This is a genomic window from Ruania albidiflava DSM 18029, from assembly GCF_000421225.1.
GTDB classification, from domain to species: domain Bacteria; phylum Actinomycetota; class Actinomycetes; order Actinomycetales; family Beutenbergiaceae; genus Ruania; species Ruania albidiflava.
Genome location: NZ_ATWL01000006.1, coordinates 1 through 16,572, shown reverse-complemented (window position 1 = coordinate 16,572; position 16,572 = coordinate 1). Strand labels below are relative to the sequence as shown.

General features: G+C 71.3%; 15 protein-coding genes. 13 read left to right on the top strand and 2 right to left on the bottom strand.

The features are described 5' to 3' along the window. The first annotated feature begins 2 nt into the window (after window positions 1-2). The 3 genes from K338_RS21445 to K338_RS0108650 are packed head-to-tail and all read left to right on the top strand — an operon-like array spanning window position 3 to window position 4,136. The gene (locus tag K338_RS21445) at window positions 3-1,778 is read left to right on the top strand and encodes an ABC transporter ATP-binding protein (protein WP_022917782.1); all 1,776 of its coding nucleotides are present in this window, start codon (window positions 3-5) and stop codon (window positions 1,776-1,778) included. After that, on the top strand, window positions 1,762-3,015 hold the full coding sequence (locus tag K338_RS0108655; RefSeq protein WP_022917781.1) for a phosphotransferase: 1,254 nt from the start codon (window positions 1,762-1,764) through the stop codon (window positions 3,013-3,015). Before K338_RS21445 ends, K338_RS0108655 begins: the two co-directional genes overlap by 17 nt. After that, a complete protein-coding gene (locus K338_RS0108650) occupies window positions 3,015-4,136 on the top strand; it encodes a phosphotransferase family protein (RefSeq protein ID WP_022917780.1) in 1,122 nt (373 codons plus the stop codon). Before K338_RS0108655 ends, K338_RS0108650 begins: the two co-directional genes overlap by 1 nt. Before the next feature lie 114 nt (window positions 4,137-4,250). Here the strand turns inward: K338_RS0108650 and K338_RS0108645 are convergent, their stop codons facing one another. Continuing rightward, window positions 4,251-4,940, bottom strand: a complete 690-nt coding sequence (locus K338_RS0108645; protein WP_040653426.1) for a response regulator — start codon at window positions 4,938-4,940, stop codon at window positions 4,251-4,253. Between the two features lie 119 nt (window positions 4,941-5,059). Here K338_RS0108645 and K338_RS0108640 point away from each other — a divergent pair, with 119 nt between their 5' ends. The 3 genes from K338_RS0108640 to K338_RS0108630 all read left to right on the top strand — a co-directional run bounded on the left by K338_RS0108640 (window position 5,060) and on the right by K338_RS0108630 (window position 8,946). Beyond that, on the top strand, window positions 5,060-6,313 hold the full coding sequence (locus K338_RS0108640) for a sensor histidine kinase (protein ID WP_051154725.1): 1,254 nt from the start codon (window positions 5,060-5,062) through the stop codon (window positions 6,311-6,313). A gap of 142 nt (window positions 6,314-6,455) precedes the next feature. Further along, window positions 6,456-7,532, top strand: coding sequence for a fatty acid desaturase family protein (locus K338_RS0108635; RefSeq protein WP_022917778.1), 1,077 nt, complete (start codon window positions 6,456-6,458; stop codon window positions 7,530-7,532). Between the two features lie 178 nt (window positions 7,533-7,710). Continuing rightward, on the top strand, window positions 7,711-8,946 hold the full coding sequence (locus K338_RS0108630) for a DUF418 domain-containing protein (RefSeq protein WP_051154734.1): 1,236 nt from the start codon (window positions 7,711-7,713) through the stop codon (window positions 8,944-8,946). Between the two features lie 85 nt (window positions 8,947-9,031). Here the strand turns inward: K338_RS0108630 and K338_RS21440 are convergent, their stop codons facing one another. Next, entirely contained in the window at window positions 9,032-9,838 is an 807-nt protein-coding gene (locus K338_RS21440) for a phosphotransferase (RefSeq protein WP_022917776.1), read from the bottom strand. Window positions 9,839-10,128: 290 nt separating this feature from the next. Here K338_RS21440 and dnaK point away from each other — a divergent pair, with 290 nt between their 5' ends. The 7 genes from dnaK (at window position 10,129) to K338_RS0108585 (ending at window position 16,526) form a co-directional block, all read left to right on the top strand. Continuing rightward, on the top strand, window positions 10,129-11,994 hold the full coding sequence (gene dnaK / locus K338_RS0108620; RefSeq protein ID WP_022917775.1) for a molecular chaperone DnaK: 1,866 nt from the start codon (window positions 10,129-10,131) through the stop codon (window positions 11,992-11,994). After that, window positions 11,991-12,647: a nucleotide exchange factor GrpE gene (locus tag K338_RS0108615; RefSeq protein WP_022917774.1), complete on the top strand. Its 657-nt coding sequence runs from the start codon at window positions 11,991-11,993 to the stop codon at window positions 12,645-12,647. Before dnaK ends, K338_RS0108615 begins: the two co-directional genes overlap by 4 nt. Window positions 12,648-12,687: 40 nt before the next feature. Further along, on the top strand, window positions 12,688-13,692 hold the full coding sequence (locus K338_RS0108610) for a DnaJ C-terminal domain-containing protein (protein WP_022917773.1): 1,005 nt from the start codon (window positions 12,688-12,690) through the stop codon (window positions 13,690-13,692). A 6-nt stretch (window positions 13,693-13,698) separates the two neighbouring features. Beyond that, a complete protein-coding gene (locus K338_RS0108605) occupies window positions 13,699-14,103 on the top strand; it encodes a heat shock protein transcriptional repressor HspR (protein WP_022917772.1) in 405 nt (134 codons plus the stop codon). A gap of 109 nt (window positions 14,104-14,212) precedes the next feature. Further along, window positions 14,213-14,962 carry a DUF4282 domain-containing protein gene (locus tag K338_RS26400; protein WP_157612325.1) on the top strand — a complete coding sequence of 250 codons (750 nt, stop codon included), beginning with the start codon at window positions 14,213-14,215 and terminating at the stop codon, window positions 14,960-14,962. Window positions 14,963-15,117: 155 nt separating this feature from the next. Next, entirely contained in the window at window positions 15,118-15,783 is a 666-nt protein-coding gene (locus K338_RS0108590) for a pyridoxine/pyridoxamine 5'-phosphate oxidase (RefSeq protein ID WP_022917770.1), read from the top strand. After that, a complete protein-coding gene (locus K338_RS0108585) occupies window positions 15,780-16,526 on the top strand; it encodes a maleylpyruvate isomerase family mycothiol-dependent enzyme (protein ID WP_051154733.1) in 747 nt (248 codons plus the stop codon). Before K338_RS0108590 ends, K338_RS0108585 begins: the two co-directional genes overlap by 4 nt. The last annotated feature ends 46 nt before the right edge of the window (window positions 16,527-16,572 follow it).

Here is a 16,572-nt window from a genome sequence, read left to right as displayed (position 1 = left end):
CCATGTCCCGGCGCCCGCAGACCCTCCGGGAGTCGCTGCGTCGGCTGGCCGGCACCCGGGGCTCGTTCACCGCGCACCTGCGCCCGGAACGACCACTGATCGCCGGCGGGCTGGCCGCGCTGCTCGCCGAGGTCGGCATGCGACTGGCCGAACCCTGGCCGCTGAAGTTCGTCATCGACGGAGTCATCGCCGAGGCCGGCGCCGAGGGCGTCCCCACCCAGTCGATCAGCCTGCAGGCCGTGCTGCTGCTGGCCTGTGCCGCGCTGCTGGTGGTGGTGGCCCTGCGCGCGCTCGCGGCCTACCTGATGACCGTGTGCTTCGCCCTCGTGGGCAACCGGCTGCTCACCCGCGTACGCGCCGACCTGTACGCCCACCTGCAACGGCTGTCCATGGCGTTCCACGACAAGGTCGGCACCGGGGACATGGTGCAGCGGGTCACCGCGGACGTCGGCCGGCTCAAGGAGGTCGCGGTCACCGCCGGCCTGCCCCTGCTGGGCAACCTGGCCACGCTGGTCGGCATGGTCGCCGTGGTGGCGATCATGGACTGGCAGCTCGCCCTGGTGATGCTCGGCGTGTTCCCCTTGTTCGCGCTGATCGGGGTGCGGCTGAGCCGGCGCATCCACACTGTCTCCCGCACCCAGCGCAAGGCCGAGGGGGCCCTGGCCACCCGCGCCACCGAGGTGCTCTCGGCGATGCAGGTGGTGCAGTCCTACTCCCTCGAGGAGCAGATGCAGCGGGAGTTCGACAGCAGCAACACCAAGACCCTCAAGGACGGGGTCAAGGCGAAGAAGCTCGCCGCCGGCCTGGAGCGCAAGACCGACGTGCTGGTCGGGCTCGCCACGGCGGTGGTGCTCTTCGTCGGCGCCCACCGGGTGCTCGCCGGAGCGCTCACCCCCGGTGAGCTGGTCGTCTTCCTCACCTACCTCAAGGCGGCCTTCAAGCCGATGCGCGACCTGGCCAAGTACACCGGCCGGATCGCCTCCGCGACCGCCTCGGCGGAGCGGATCGTGCAGGTGCTGCAGGTGCAGCCGGCGATCGCCAACCACTCCTGGGCCCGCCCGGCCGGCCGGTTCCGCGGCGAGGTCCGGCTGGAGAACGTGTGGCTCTCCTACGTGCCGGGTCGGCCGGTGCTGCGCGGGGTGGACCTGCACGTGCGCGCCGGGGAACGGGTGGCGATCGTCGGCCCGTCCGGCTCGGGCAAGTCCACCCTGGTGCTGCTGCTCTCCCGGCTGATCGACCCGGACACCGGCCAGGTGACCATCGACGGGCAGGACCTGCGCGACCTCACCCTGGAGACCGTGCGCTCGCAGGTGGCCATCGTGCTCCAGGACAGTGTGCTGTTCGCCACCAGCATCGCCGAGAACATCGCCCACGGCCTGCCCGAGGCCAGCCACGCCCAGATCGAGGCCGCCGCCCGGCTGGCCGGGGCGCACGAGTTCATCCTCGACCTGCCGGACGGCTACGACACCGTGGTGGGCGAACGCGGTGGCACCCTCTCCGGCGGGCAGCGGCAGCGGATCGCGATCGCACGGGCCGCCATCCGGGACGCCAGCGTGATCGTCCTGGACGAGGCGATGACCGGCCTGGACACCGACACCGAACGGGAGGTCTCCGCTGCGCTGGACCGGCTCACCGAGGGCCGCACCACCCTGGTGGTCACCCACGACCTGTCCGCCGCCGACCGTGCCGACCGGGTGGTGCGGATCTCCGCCGGCCGTGCGGAGCCCTCGCCGGCCCGCCAGCACCGGAAGGAGCGCGCCGATGCTGCCCGGCGCTGAACAGTCCCTGGTCGACCGCGACCCGGACCTGCCCGGCCTGGCCCTGCTGCTGGACCGTGACCGGCTCACCCGCTGGCTCGGGAGCCTGCTCGGCAGGCCGGTCACCGTGCGCCTGCACCACCTGCGGTACAAGCCCGGCACCAGCTGCGTGCTGCACGTCCAGGCCGGCGACCAAGCGCTGCTGGTCGCGGCCACCGCCCGCTCCGAGGCCGCCAAGCACGCCAAGACCCTGGAGCGCTCCGCCGGGTCGATCATCGGCACCGACCCCGGACGGCAGGTGCTGGTGGGCACACCAGCCGCCGACCGGGACCTGCCCGGAGTGGCGCTGCTGACCGAACCCGCCCAGCGCGACCGGCTGCTGGGCCGGCTGCTGCGTCACGGACCGGTGGTGGACCCCGCGGTCGAACCGGTGCTGCTGCGGTACAAACCGCACCGCCGCTGGGTGGGTCTGCTGCCCAGTGCCACCGGGGAGCACGTGCTGCTGCGGGTGCAACGACCGGCCGCCACCCAGGCCGCAGCCCACGCCCTGACCGCGCTGGCCGGTACCGCACCACGGACCCCACAGCTGCTCGGCTGCCACCCCCGGCGCGGTGCGCTCGCCGCCGCTTACCTGCCCGGGACCACCGCCCAGGAAGCACCGGCGGAGGCGGTGGCAGCGGTCGGGCGGGCCCTGGCCGCACTGCACCACCACCCCGGTCGCACCCTGCCGCAGCGCCGAGCGGACGCTGATGCCGAGCAGGTGCGGGCCGCCGCCGACCAGCTCGCCGTGCTGCTGCCCCACCTGGCCGAGCGGGCGCACCACCTGGCGGAGCAGGTCGCCGCCCTGCTGACCGTCGCCGGTGGGCAGCCCAGCTGTGTGCACGGCGACTTCTCCCTGGACCAGGCGGTGATCGGCCCGGAGGGTGAGGCTGCGCTGATCGACCTGGACGCCGCGGCGGTGGCGGACCCGGCCGCCGACCTGGGCTGCGCCGGTGCGGCCCTGGTCCGGGACCGCGTGCTCGGTGCCCGGACCGAGGCCGACCAGCAGCGCCGCCTCACCGCTCTGCACCAGGGCTACACCGCAGCACGCGGTCCGGCGCGGACGGACCGGGTGCGCGGGCACACGGCCGCACACCTGCTGCGGCTCACCGCGGAACCGTTCCGCCTCGGGCAGGTACCCGACTGGCCGGCGGCCGCTGCCGCACTGCTCACCGAGGCAGAGCATGTGGCGGCCGAGGTCGGCGGGGTGCGGACCTGATGCCCGCCCAGCTGCACCGGGTCGCCGCGGCGGTGGCGGCGGAGGGCCTCACCCTGGTCAAGGCCATCCCACGGTCGGCTACGCAGCTGGGCCTGGAGCTGCGCCGGCCCGACGGCGGACTGCTCGCCGGACAGTGGTTCGCTGACCGGGACGAGGCGCGCGCCGTGCACGCCCAGACCGTCCGGGCCGCACCCGCAGCAGGGGTGCAGCTGCTGCCGGGCGGGACGCTGCTGCAACCTGGCGGTGCGGACCGCAAGCTGCCCGGGCTACCCGGGCTGGCAGCTGCCGAGGGAGCGAACCTGGTGGCCCACCGGCCGGAGCAGCGGGCCGTCGTGCGGCTCTCCCCAGCACAAGCCCCGACCACCTACGTCAAGCTCGTCCGCCCTCGCCGGCTGGCACGTACGGTGACCGGCGCCCGCCTGACCGTGGCCGGCGTGGCCACCCCCGCTGTGCAGGCAGTGGACGAACGCGCCGGCAGGGTCACGTTCGCTGAGCTGCGCGGCCGGACGCTCTACGACCTGCTCGGTGACCCCACGAGCACCGACGCCGACCTGACCACGGTGAGCTCCGCCGTCGGCGGTGCGATCCGCCACCTGCACACCAGCACAGTGGCCGCCCCGCTGCCCAGCCACGACGCGGCCGCCGAGGTGGATGTGGCCAGGCGCTGGATCCACCTGGCTACCGAGCACCAGGTGCTCGGCCAGCGGGCTGCCGAGCTGCACCGCCTCCTCGACCAGGCCGCGGAACGGCTCGCCGCAGCGAGACCTGCGACGGCGCTGCTGCACCGGGACCTGCACGACAAGCAGCTGCTGCTGGACGGCACCGATGTGGGCCTGCTCGACTTCGACCTCGCCGCCTTCGGTGATCCGGCCCTGGACGTGGCGAACCTGCTCACCCACCTTCAGCTGCGCAGCCACCAGGGCCGGTGCAGCAACGACCGGGCCCGCACCTGTGCCACCGCCGTGCTCCAGGGGTACGGGCACGTGCCGGGGGACTGGCAGCGCCGGCTCGAGGCCTACCGGACCACCGCCCGGGTGCGGCTGGTGTGCGTCTACGCCTTCCGGCCCGCGCACTCCGCGGCCAAGCTGTTGCACATACCGACCGAGCCGGTCGCGAGCTGACGCAAGAGGCTCGCTCGAGGGCCTCGGGTGGTGCTCACGCGTCAGCTCGACGCGCGGGCGTCGAGGTCAGCTACGGGAAGGCGCGCACGGTGGAGCCGAGCCTCCGACGGTGGCTCAGCGCTCGGTGTGCACCAGCCCCGACTCGTAGGCTGCCACCACCATCTGAGTACGATCCCGCAGGTCGAGCTTGGTGAGGATGCGGCTGACATGAGTCTTGATGGTCTGTTCGGCCACGAACAGGTCCTCGGAGATCTCCGCGTTCGACCGGCCACGGGCGACGCGCACCATCACCTCCCGCTCCCGCTCGGTGAGCACCCCCAGCCGGACGCTGTCCTTGGCCGGGGGCTGCGGGCGCGCGGCATAGTCGGCGATCAGGGCTCTGGTGACCTTCGGGGAGAGCAGGGCTTCGCCGTCGGCGACCACCCGGACCGCCTGGACGAGCTCCTCCGGCGGTGAGTCCTTCAGCAGGAATCCGCTTGCACCGACACGGAGTGCGGTGAAGACATACTCGTCGGCGTCGAAGGTGGTGAGCATGATCACCTTGGGTCCCTCGCCCGGCATCGCGAAGATCGCGCGTGTGGCGTCCAGTCCATTTACCTTCGGCATGCGGATGTCCATCAGCACGACGTCCGGCTGGGTGCGCCGCACGACGTCGGTGATCCCCAGCCCGTCATCGGCGGTGCCGACCACGACGATGTCCTGCTGCGCATCGAGCAGGGCTGCGAACCCCGCCCGGATCATCGACTGGTCGTCGACGACGAGCACCCGTACCGGCGTGCTGCGGGTGCTGCTCGCAAGGGTCATGTCCTCAACGTATCCCGTGCCGCCTGCCGTGGCGATGCGGGTCGGCAGCACACCGGGCCGAGGGTAGGTCCCTCTCTGGGGTGACGCGAGCGGCCGGGACATGCCCTAACGTGCAAGCCATGTCACTGGAGCCGTCGTCTGCCTCTGCAGCAGCACCCTCGGCTCGCGGGCTGCGCGGCCGACTGCACACCCCACGGCTGCGCACCGTGCGCAGCGTTCGGTGGGTCTGGGCGGGCGCCGCATTCGTCGCGCTCGCGCTCCTCGCCGTCGAATGGCCGGTGCTGGTCGTTCTGTACAGGCAGCATCCGGCGGTGGCGATGGTGCTGTCGATGGCGCACAGTGCGGCGATCGTGCTCGCGGTCCGTTGGCCCGTGGTGGGGATCGCGGTGTCCTCTGCGGGGTCTTTGGCTACCATGCTGGCTACCTTCGCGATGGCTCCGCTGCTGCCCTGGCCGTGGCCGGTGACCGGCATCGTGGCTCACTGCCTGCTGGTGGTTCTGCTGGCGCTGCGGCACCAGTGGTACTGGGTCGCCGGCGGTTGGGGTGCGGGTACGGTGCTCACCGCGCTGGCGTTCGTGGTGACGCCGGAACGGACGCTGGGAGGTCTGGCCAACGGTGTCGTGCTGGTTTCGGTGACTGCTGGACTGGCTATGCTCGGCGTGCTCGAGCGACTCTGGCGGCAGGGCGCCATCCGGGTGCAGCAGGCCGAGGAGCTCAGCGCCGAGGAGGCGCAGCGTCGGCGCGACCTGGAGGAGCGGAACCGGATCGCCCGGGAGCTGCACGATGTCGTGGCGCACAGCATGTCGGTGATCCATGTGCAGGCCAGCACTGCGCAGTACCGCAAGCCTGGTATCGATGCTTCTGTGCAGCAGGAGTTCGACGACATCGCCAGGTCCGCGCGGCAGGCGCTCAGCGAGATGCGGGCATTGCTGACCGTGCTGCGCAGCGACGATGCCGCCCCCACAGCCCCCGCACCCACGCTGCAGGACGTCCGCGAGCTGGTCGAGACCGCCCGCGCCTCCGGTGCCACCATCACCGACTCGATCCAGACCGGGGCGCCGGCCACCATCGGGATGACCGCCTACCGGATCGTTCAAGAAGGCCTGAGCAACGCCCTCCGCCACGCCCCCGGCGCGGAGATCGAGGTGCGGACGACGTTCCAGGACGAGGGTCGGGCGCTGACGGTCGAGGTGGTCAACTCCCCACCACGAGGAGACGCTGTGCCTGCACCCGGTTCCGGGCTCGGGCTCGCCGGTGTCCGCGAGCGGGTGAGCGCCCTCGGCGGGACGGTCGAGGCAACCCCGACAGCCACCGGTGGGTTCCGCCTTCGGGCGGTCCTCCCGGTGGGCGACAGCCCACCTGCCGCGGAGTGACCGGAGGCGTTTGGCTCTCGCACACCGGTGGGTTGGACGGATGGTCGCGCCGGCGGTCGCCCGGTGGCCCTACCGGGGTAGGGGGTTCGATTCACTCTCATGGGTGACGCCCCGGCGGCGACCGGCTTCGTACCGTCAGGCCATGACCACCACCGCCGCAGCTCCGAAGGTACGCGCGAGGCCGAACCCGCAGCGCGACTTCCTCGACCTGTCCCGACGCGTCAAGGCCGCCGGCTTGATGGACCGCCGCCCCGGCTGGTACGTGGCCCGCGCCGCGATCCTGGTGGCGGGCTTCGCCGGTGCCACCCTTCTGCTGCTGACGCTCGGCTCCAGCCCGTGGCAGCTGGCCGTCGCTGCCCTGTTCGGGGTGCTGCTGACCCAGGCCGCCTTCTTCGGTCACGACGCTGCGCACCAGCAGGTCTTCTCCGACAGCGGCCGGAACGAGCTGTTGTCGCAGCTCATCGCCAACCTCGTGGTTGGGCTCAGTCACGGCTGGTGGGCGCGCAAGCACGGCCGGCACCACGCCAACCCGAACGTGATCGGCAAGGACGGCGACATCGCCACCGGGGCGCTCGTGTTCGACCCGGCTGATGCGTCCGAGCGCACCGGGATCGTCGGCTGGATCACCCGCCGCCAGGGGTGGCTCTTCTTCCCGATGCTGACGCTGGAAGGGCTCAACCTGCACGTGGCCGCCATCCGGACGATCTTCACCGACAAGGAGATGAACCGCCGCTGGCTGGAGGTCACACTGCTCGCGATCCGACTGATCGGCTTTCCGGCGCTGATCGTGGTGGCCATGGGTCCCGCTCTCGGCGCCGCGTTCCTGGCGGTCCAGCTGGTGGTCTTCGGTGTGTACATGGGGGCCACGTTCGCCCCGAACCACAAGGGCATGCCGCTGCTGCCCAAGGAATCGCGGGTGGACTTCCTCCGCCGACAGGTGATGACCTCCCGCAACATCCGCGGCGGCGCGCTGATGACCTGGGGGATGGGCGGGCTGAACTACCAGATCGAGCACCACCTCTTCCCCCGGATGCCCAGCGTGAACCTGCGCCAGACCCGCGAGATCGTCCGGGAGTACTGCGCCGAGCGCAACGTTCCCTACACCGAGACCGGGCTGGTCGAGGCCTACGGGATCGTGATCCGGTACCTGAACCGGGTGGGCCTCGGTCAGGCCGACCCGTTCGAGTGCCCGATCGTGGCCGCCTACCGGCCGCGGTAGCGACCCGCCCGGGGCCTGTTCTGGCGGATGCAGGGCAAGGGGTGCTGCACCGGCGAGCACGCGAGCTGACCCGGGGCGAGCCAGCAACGCCTCGCCGTCGTTGCTGTCACTACGAGGGCATGACTAACGGCTTCGAGTGCCCCCGAACGGGGCATACACCTTCGACCAAGGGGTGACCATGTCTCAGGCAGTCGATACTGCCCCACCGCCGGTCTCAGTTCCGGCTGGTGAGCGGATCCTCGCGCCCGACCTGGCGCGCGGGTTCGCGCTGCTGCTGGTGGCGCTCGCGCACACCGCGGGCTTCGTGTACATGAACGTGCCGGGCCTCGACCCGGCCCCGGAGGGCCTGACGCGCGGCTATTCGCTGGTGATGATCGTGTTCGTGCACGCCTGCGCGTTGCCGTTGTTCGTCATGCTGTTCGGCTACGGCCTGGTGCAGTTCACGCGGCACCAACGGCTGTCGGGCATCCCGTGGCCGACCACGCGTCGCGTGCTCGTCCGCAGGCACCTGGGGATGGTGGTCATCGGGGCGCTGCACGGCGTGCTGCTCTTCTCCGGGGACATCGTGGGCGCGTTCGGCGTCGTCGGTCTCGCCTTCTTGCTGCTGCTGCGACCAGGCGGCCGGGTGCGCGACTGGATCCTGCGCTCGGCGCCGATCTATGTGCTCGGGGCCGGGCTGGCTGTCGCCGTGCTCGCAAGGCTCGCCTACGCCGGGATCGCCGCCCGGGCTGGCGCCCCGAGCCCGCTGCCGGTCGACCCGTCGCCGTCCCAGGAAGCAACGACCTACGGCGCCTCGCTGATCGAGCGGGTGGTGGAGTGGCCCGTGACCACACTGGTCTTCCTGCCGTTCGTGCTGATGGTGTGGGTGGGCGCCTGGGCAGCGCGTCGCCGTGTCCTGGAGGAGCCCGAGCGCCACCAGCGCCTTCTGACCACCGGCCTGGTCGGCGGGTTCACCATCGCGATCGCCGGTGCACTGCCGATGGGGCTGCTTGCCGGCGGTTTCGTCGAGCTGGACGCTGAGACCGCAGGCCTGGCCCGGACGGTCTACGAGATGTCCGGGTTCTTTGGAGGCATTGCCTATGCCTGCCTGTTCGGTCTGGTCGGCCGGGTGATGTCGCGGCATGCCGACCGGTGGCGCTCGAACGCCGTCGTCGGCTCGATCGTGGCGCTCGGCCAGCGCTCGCTGAGCGGCTATCTGGTGCAGTCTCTGGCCTGGCTGGTGCTGCTGGCACCGTTCGGCCTGCACCTCGCCCGGGACGCGGAATCTCCCGCAATGGTCGCGGTGTGCTGCGCGATCGGTATCTGGTTGGCGAGCGTGCTGGTCGCCGGCCTGATGCACCGCCGAGGTCACCGCGGGCCGATCGAGATCCTGTTGCGTCGCTTCGCCTACCGTGACCGGACGGCTTCGAGGTGACAGCAGCACCGACCGAGATCCGCTGCCCGCGCGGAAGTCTGCTGGGGCTATGGCACCAGTGATCTTCCACACCAGCGAGTCGGGCCTAGCTGATGCCGATCTCGGCGGCGGCACAGGTGAACCGGCGGGCCTCGGCCGCCGCGTCGATGTCGGTGCGGCCCGCGGCGAGGAACGCGTTGGTGGTTGCGAGCCGGAACAGCAGCGCACGGGCGACGTCCGGTACCGCGACCCCAGCCGCTGGGAGCGCTGCGGCGTCCGCGCCATGGAAGCAGAGCGCATCGGCGACCACCACCGCCTCCGCCCAGAGGGCCGGGCGCCAGTAGGGCGACACGTCGATCACTGCCGGTGCCAGACCAGGCGCCAGGAGCACGTTGCCGGTGAGGTCGCCGTGCACCAGCTGAGCCGGACCGGGCGGGTCCGGTTGGGCGCGCAACCGGCCGGCGATTTCGTCGAAGGCTGGATGGAACTGCGCGTGCTGCTCGCCCCACGCGACCCGGTCGGCGACCGCCCATGGGTCGGTGCGGGAGTCGAGCAGGGCGGGGCGCGGGGCGTCGGCGAGCGCGTGGTGGAAGAGACGCCCGGCCGCCACGATCTTCGGCCAGGAGGTGGGTCGGCGCAGATCGGGCTCCTGGCCGTCGACGAACGAGGTAGCGGTCCAGCCAGCCACTGACCAGGCGCCCCCGGCAGCGGCGACCGGGACCGCCAGCCGCAGCCCGGCCGGTTCGAGCTCGCGGAGCGTGCTGCTGAGCCAGCGCTGCAGGGGCGCTTCGCCGGGCTTGAGCACCAGGTCGCCGGCACGCCAGGAGGTGCCCTGACCGCCCGGCAGCCGGAGGAGCTGGTCCGGGTCGGCTCCGAACGCGCGGACTACGTTGTCGGGCGGCCGGTGCAGCATCAGCCCAGACTACTGAGTACTGGTTCGCGTGGAAGTCTGCTGCGGCTAGGGCACCAGTGATCTTCCGCGCCAGCGGCGTGCAGGGCGCGCGGCCAAGCCCAGCCCGCCGACCCGGAACCACCGCGGCAGCACCTCGGGAATACATCCGCCCGCCTCATAGTTGAGCCACACAGACTCAAGTTCTGGCCTCCCGATTTGGAGATCTGGACCGGGGCGCGCAAACTTGAGTGCGGCAGACTCATCCACAGCAGTGTCGTCGAGATCCGGCGGCGCGGAAGGAGCAACAGACCATGGCACGAGCGGTCGGAATCGACCTGGGTACCACGAACTCCGTGGTGACCGTCCTCGAGGGTGGCGAACCCACTGTCATTGCGAACGCCGAAGGCGCTCGCACCACACCGTCGGTCGTGGCGTTCAGCAAGACCGGTGAGGTGCTCGTCGGTGAGGTGGCCAAGCGTCAGGCCGTCACCAACGTCGACCGCACCATCTCCTCGGTCAAGCGCCACATGGGCACCGACTGGAAGACCGAGATCGACGACAAGACCTACACCGCGCAGGAGATCTCCGCGCGCATCCTGGGCAAGCTGAAGAAGGACGCCGAGTCCTACCTGGGCGAGCCGGTCACCGAAGCGGTCATCACCGTGCCCGCCTACTTCAACGACGCTGAGCGGCAGGCGACCAAGGAGGCCGGGCAGATCGCCGGGCTGGACGTCTCCCGCATCATCAACGAGCCCACCGCCGCCGCCCTCGCCTACGGGCTGGAGAAGGGCAAGGAGGACGAGCTCATCCTGGTCTTCGACCTCGGTGGCGGTACCTTCGACGTCTCCCTGCTCGAGGTGGGCAAGGACGAGGACGACTTCTCCACCATCCAGGTGCGCGCCACCAACGGTGACAACCGCCTCGGTGGGGACGACTGGGACCAGCGGGTCGTCGACTGGCTGGTCACCCAGGTGAAGAACGCCAACGGCGTGGACCTGTCCAAGGACAAGATCGCCCTGCAGCGGCTGCGTGAGGCGGCCGAGCAGGCGAAGAAGGAGCTCTCCAGCGCGACCTCCACGAACATCTCCCTGCAGTACCTGTCCATGTCCGAGAACGGGCCCATCCACCTGGACGAGCGCCTCACCCGCGCCCAGTTCGAGCAGATGACCTCGGACCTGCTGGACCGCACCAAGACCCCGTTCCACAACGTGATCAAGGACGCCGGGATCGCCATCTCGGACATCGACCACGTGGTGCTCGTCGGTGGCTCCACCCGGATGCCCGCCGTCACCGAGGTGGTCAAGGAGCTGACCGGCGGCAAGGAGCCGAACAAGGGTGTGAACCCGGACGAGGTCGTGGCCGTCGGTGCCGCGCTGCAGGCCGGTGTGCTGGGCGGTGAGCGCACCGACGTGCTGCTCATCGACGTCACCCCGCTGTCCCTGGGCATCGAGACCAAGGGCGGGGTGATGACCAAGCTCATCGAGCGCAACACCGCTATCCCGACCAAGCGCTCCGAGGTGTTCTCCACTGCGGAGGACAACCAGCCGAGCGTGCTCATCCAGGTGTTCCAGGGTGAGCGGGAGTTCGCCCGCGACAACAAGCCGCTGGGCACCTTCGAGCTGACCGGGATCGCCCCCGCGCCGCGCGGCATGCCGCAGATCGAGGTGACCTTCGACATCGACGCCAACGGCATCGTGCACGTGTCCGCCAAGGACCGCGGCACCGGTCAGGAGCAGTCGATGACCATCACCGGTGGCTCCGCCCTGCCGCAGGAGGAGATCGACCGGATGGTCAAGGAGGCCGAGGCGCACGCCGCCGAGGACGCCAAGCGCCGGGAGGAGCAGGACACCCGCAACTCGGCCGAGCAGCTGGCCTACTCCACAGAGAAGCTGCTCACCGACAACGCCGACAAGCTCCCCGAGGACGTCGCGACCGAGGTGCGTTCCGCCGTCGACAAGGTGAAGACCGCGCTGGAGGGCGAGGACATCGAGGCGGTGAAGACTGCTCAGGCCGAGCTGTCCGCGGCGAGCCAGAAGATCGGTCAGGCGCTCTACGCCCAGCAGGAGACGCCGTCCGCGGACGGGGCCGCTGGTCAGGAGGCGCCTGCCGCTGGCGCGAGCTCCGAGGACGAGGACATCGTGGACGCCGAGATCGTGGACGAGGATGAGCAGAAGTGACCGAGTGGGAGGAGGAGCCGGTGATCCGCGACAAGCGGCGCCTGGATCCGACCACCGGCGAGCTGCGCACTCCTGAGGAGGTGGCCGCCGAGGAGGCGGCCACCTCGGCAGGGCCTGTCGACGACGGCGGAGCCTCCTCAGCCTCCGGTCCCACCTCGGGTGGGGGTGCCGGGGCGGAGGACGCACCCGCCGACCAGGACCCGGTGGCCGCGGCCAAGGCCGAGGCTGCCGACCTGCAGGACCAGCTCGCCCGGGCGAAGGCGGACCTGTACAACCTGGACCAGCGGTTCAACAACTTCGTCAAGCGGTCCCGCGCCGAGGCGCTCGCCGAGCGGGGGCGCGGGGTCGAGGACGCGGTGGAGGCGATCGTGCCGGTGCTCGACGACATCCACCATGCACGCGAGCACGACGGGCTGACCGGTCCGCTCGGTGCGATGGCGGAGAAGCTCGAGGAGATCCTCGCCTCCCGGTTCCAGGTGGAGCGCTTCGGTGCGGCCGGGGAAGAGTTCGACCCCACCGTGCACGAAGCGCTGATGCACGAACAGGACGAGGAGGCGACCACCGAGACCATCTCCCAGGTGCTGCAACCGGGGTACCGGGTGGGGGAGAAGGTCGTCCGGCCGGCCCGCGTGGCGGTGACCGGCCCACAGTGAACGCAGGTAGCGCGATGATGATCGAAGGAGGTGTGGCGCGGTGACTGGACAGGACTGGCTGGAGAAGGACTTCTACGCGACGCTGGGTGTGTCCAAGGACGCCGACGCCGCCGCGATCAAGAAGGCCTACCGGAAGCTCGCCCGCACCTGGCACCCGGACCAGAACCCCGGGGACGCCAAGGCGGAGCAGAAGTTCAAGGAGATCGGGGAGGCCTACGCGGTGCTCTCCGACCCCGAGCAGCGCAAGCAGTATGACGCGCTGCGAGCCATGGCCGGAGGCGGACCGCGGTTCGCCTCCGGCCCGGGCGGCACCGCCGGGGCGGCCGGCTTCGAGGACCTGTTCGGCGGGATGTTCGGTGCAGGTGGCGGCGGTGGGCCCCGGGTGCGGTACTCCACCGGCGGGTCGATGCCCGGCGGTGGCGGCTTCGAGGACATCCTCGGCGGGTTGTTCGGTGGTGGCGCGCCAGGCGGCCGGGCCGGGTTCCAGGCGCCGACCAAGGGCGGGGACATCACCACCTCCGCCTCGCTGCCGTTCCGTTCGGCGGTCGAGGGTGCGACTGTGACCCTCACCCTGGACGGCTCCCGGTCGATGACCGTGCGCATCCCGGCCGGGGTGCAGGACGGGCAGAAGATCCGGCTGCGCGGCAAGGGTCAACCCAGCCCCACCGGCGGGGAGCCCGGAGACCTGGTGGTCACCGTGCAGGTGGAACCGCACCCCGTGTTCGGGAGCCGGGGCCAGAACCTGACGATCACGGTGCCGATCACCTTCCCGGAGGCAGTGCACGGCGCGACCATCGCCGTGCCCACCCTGGACGGGTCCGAGGTCAGGCTCAAGGTGCCCGCCGGCACCCAGTCCGGGACCCGCCTGCGGGCCAAGGGGCACGGGGTGAAGACCAAGAAGGGAACCGGGGACCTGATCGTCACCGTCGAGGTGGCGGTGCCCCGGAAGCTGAGCAAGGCGGCAGCCGATGCCCTCAAGCAGTTCGCCGAGGCCAGCGACGGCACCGATCCGCGTGCCGGACTGGTTGCCGCGGCGAGGGCGTGATGAGCGATGCCCGGCTATGACGCCCCGATCTTCCTGATCTCGGTGGCCGCCGAGCGCGCTGGGATGCATCCGCAGACCCTGCGCACCTACGACCGGCTCGGCCTCGTGGTGCCCCAGCGCACCCGGGGCCGGGGCCGGCGCTACTCCGCCCGGGACGTGGACGTGCTGCGCGAGGTGCAGCGCCTCTCCCAGGAGGAGGGCATCAACCTCGCTGGTATCAAGCGCATCCTGCAGCTGGCCGCAGAGAACGAACGCCTGGAGAGCGAGAACGCCCGCCTGCGCGCGCACGGTCCCGGCCGGCGGGTGTTCACAGCCGACACCACCGGTGACGTGGTCGCTGTCCCGCTGGGTACCCGGCTGCGCCGTGTGGAGTCCGCCGGCACGATGGTGCTCTGGCGTCCGCAGCGCTGAGCTGAGCGCGCAATGGTGCCCAGCACCATCGGGCTGATGAGCGATGGTGTTCGATTCTGGCTGGTCTTGCGCGCGGCTCGGACGCCGACAGCCGTCTCCGGCTACGCTCGTGAGCGTTATCGAGATCGAGAGTGGGGAGATGAACATGTCCGAGAACCCGACGTCCGGCTCGTCCGGGGCGCCTGGTGAGGGGAGCCAGGACCCGTCGCAGAGCTTCGGCTCGGCGAGCGCGGCACCAGGCAGCTATGGTCCGCCGCCCTCCGGGCAGCCCACTGGCGGTCCGGCTGGCCCGCCGCCGGGAACCCCGTCGTTCGGCTCGGCGTCCGCGGCTCCTCCGCCCGCTGGCCCGCCGCCTGCCGGCCCGCCGCCTGCAGGCCCCGGCAGCTACGGGCCCGGTGGTCCTGGCGGTCCGAGCGGACCGGGTGGCTACGGACCGGGTGGTCCTGGTGGTCCCGGTGGCCCGGGCGGTCCCGGTGGCTACGGGGGGCCGCAGCCCGGCTGGGGCCAGCAGCCTCAGCACAACAGCTTCTTCGGCGCCTTCTTCGACTTCTCCTTCTCCCGCTATGTGAGCCTCACGTTCGCGAAGGTGCTGTTCTTCATCGCGATCGTGGTTGCCGCGCTGTGGTGGTTGTTCACGATCATCGCCGGTTTCGGCATGGGCAGCATCGGTGACTCCCTCAGCCCGTACGGCAGCAGCAGCGACGGCACGGTCTTCCTCGGGATCATGGCGATCTTGTTCGGTTGGATCCTGCCGGCGCTGTTCCTCGTCGGGGTGCGCGTGGGTCTGGAGTTCACCGTGGCCACCATCAAGACGGCACAGAACACCTCCATCCTGGCCGAGCGCGAGAACCCGAGGTAGCCCACACCACCCGCCCCGCCCGCGCGGAGGCACTCCTGGTCCATGGAGGTGCAACAAGCGTGCCTCCATGGACGTTTCGTGCCTCCGCGCGTGCAGGTGGTGGCTCCGCGCCTGCGGGAGTTGCGCAGGCGGGCGGCCGCCATGAGGCTGGGACCGTGACCTCCGACGCCGGACCCCGGCAGTGGCTGCGGCAGCTGCCGACCTTCGACCGCGACCACCTGCCACCGTTCGATCCGGAGGCCACTCCGGCCGGTCCTGCTGAGCTCTACCTGGACTGGTTGCACACTGCTGCCGACGCCGGTCTGGCCGCCCCGCACGCGGTCAACCTCGCCACTGCCGACGCCAACGGTCAGGTCACTGCCCGCACGGTGATCCTCAAGGACCTGTACGAGCACACGTGGTGCATCGCCACCTCGGCACTCAGCCCGAAGGCGGCCCAGCTCGTGGAGAACCCCCGGGCCGCGCTGACCAGCTTCTGGGCACCACTCGGTCGCCAGGTGCGCATCACCGGCTCCGTCACCGACCTGGGCGATGCCGCTGCCGACGAAGACTTCCACGCCCGTCCGGACGGATCCCGTGCCGCCGCGCTGGTCGGCCAGCAGAGCCAGGTGCTCCCCGACCGGCAGACCTATGCCGAAGCCTTCGCCGCCGCGCTCGAGCAGGTCCAGCAGCACCCACGGACCCCGCTGCCGACCTGGCGGGTGTACGGCCTGCAGGCAGAGTCGGTGGAGTTCTGGCAGGCGACCGCCGACTCCGGGCAGACCAGACTGCACTACCGCCGCACCGGGACCGACTGGCACAAGGAGCTGCTGTGGCCATGACCGACCTGACCGAACCGCTGACCGCTGTGCGGGAGAGCGAGCATGCCCTGAGGGCGGTGATCTCGGCCGTGAAGAACGCTGCCGAGGAGGACCTGGCCGCGCCCAGCGCGCTGCCCGGCTGGACCCGCGGTCACGTGCTCGCCCACATCGACGGCATCGGCCGGGCACTGGCCCGCCAGCTCGAGCATGCCGCGCGCGGCAGCACCATCGAGGTCTACGACGGCGGCCAGGCCGGCCGGGACGCCGCCATCGAGGCGGGCGCGACCCGCAGCCCCGCCGAGCACGTCGCTGCCTTGACCGAGGTGCAGCAGCTGCACCGCAGGTACTGGCCGGGCGAGGACTCCCGGGTCTGGTTCGCCCCGGTCACCTACCGGGACGGCACTGTGGTGGACGTGGCACTCGCCTGGTGGCGGGAGGTGAGCATCCACCTGGTCGACCTAGACGTGGGCACCACCGCCGAGCAGGCCTGGAGCCAAGCGCTCTGCGAGCACCTGCTGGACTTCCTCTCCGTGCGGCTGCCCACCGGTGGGCTGATCGAGCTGGACGCCTTCGAACCCGGGGTGCGCTACGTCGTGGCCGCCGCACCGGGGTGCGAGCAGACGGCGCCGGTCACCGTCACCGGGCCGCTCACCTCGATCACCGGCTGGCTCGCCGGGCGCGAGGTGCGTCCGCTGCCGCTGGCCACCAGCGCGGGGCAGACCGTCGACCTGCCCGATCTCGGGCCCTGGCCGTCCCGCCGCTGACCCCGCCCCGGGCCCGGCCAGGCGCCCCGGCCAGACACCTGTCTCA

Bases quoted from the DNA above. Each gene is read 5' to 3' on its own strand.
- K338_RS21445 (WP_022917782.1), top strand. From the start codon at position 3: ATGTCCCGGCGCCCGCAGACCCTCCGGGAGTCGCTGCGTCGGCTGGCC.
- K338_RS0108655 (WP_022917781.1), top strand. From the start codon at position 1,762: ATGCTGCCCGGCGCTGAACAGTCCCTGGTCGACCGCGACCCGGACCTG.
- K338_RS0108650 (WP_022917780.1), top strand. From the start codon at position 3,015: ATGCCCGCCCAGCTGCACCGGGTCGCCGCGGCGGTGGCGGCGGAGGGC.
- K338_RS0108645 (WP_040653426.1), bottom strand. From the start codon at position 4,940: ATGACCCTTGCGAGCAGCACCCGCAGCACGCCGGTACGGGTGCTCGTC.
- K338_RS0108640 (WP_051154725.1), top strand. From the start codon at position 5,060: ATGTCACTGGAGCCGTCGTCTGCCTCTGCAGCAGCACCCTCGGCTCGC.
- K338_RS0108635 (WP_022917778.1), top strand. From the start codon at position 6,456: ATGACCACCACCGCCGCAGCTCCGAAGGTACGCGCGAGGCCGAACCCG.
- K338_RS0108630 (WP_051154734.1), top strand. From the start codon at position 7,711: ATGTCTCAGGCAGTCGATACTGCCCCACCGCCGGTCTCAGTTCCGGCT.
- K338_RS21440 (WP_022917776.1), bottom strand. From the start codon at position 9,838: ATGCTGCACCGGCCGCCCGACAACGTAGTCCGCGCGTTCGGAGCCGAC.
- dnaK (WP_022917775.1), top strand. From the start codon at position 10,129: ATGGCACGAGCGGTCGGAATCGACCTGGGTACCACGAACTCCGTGGTG.
- K338_RS0108605 (WP_022917772.1), top strand. From the start codon at position 13,699: ATGCCCGGCTATGACGCCCCGATCTTCCTGATCTCGGTGGCCGCCGAG.
- K338_RS0108585 (WP_051154733.1), top strand. From the start codon at position 15,780: ATGACCGACCTGACCGAACCGCTGACCGCTGTGCGGGAGAGCGAGCAT.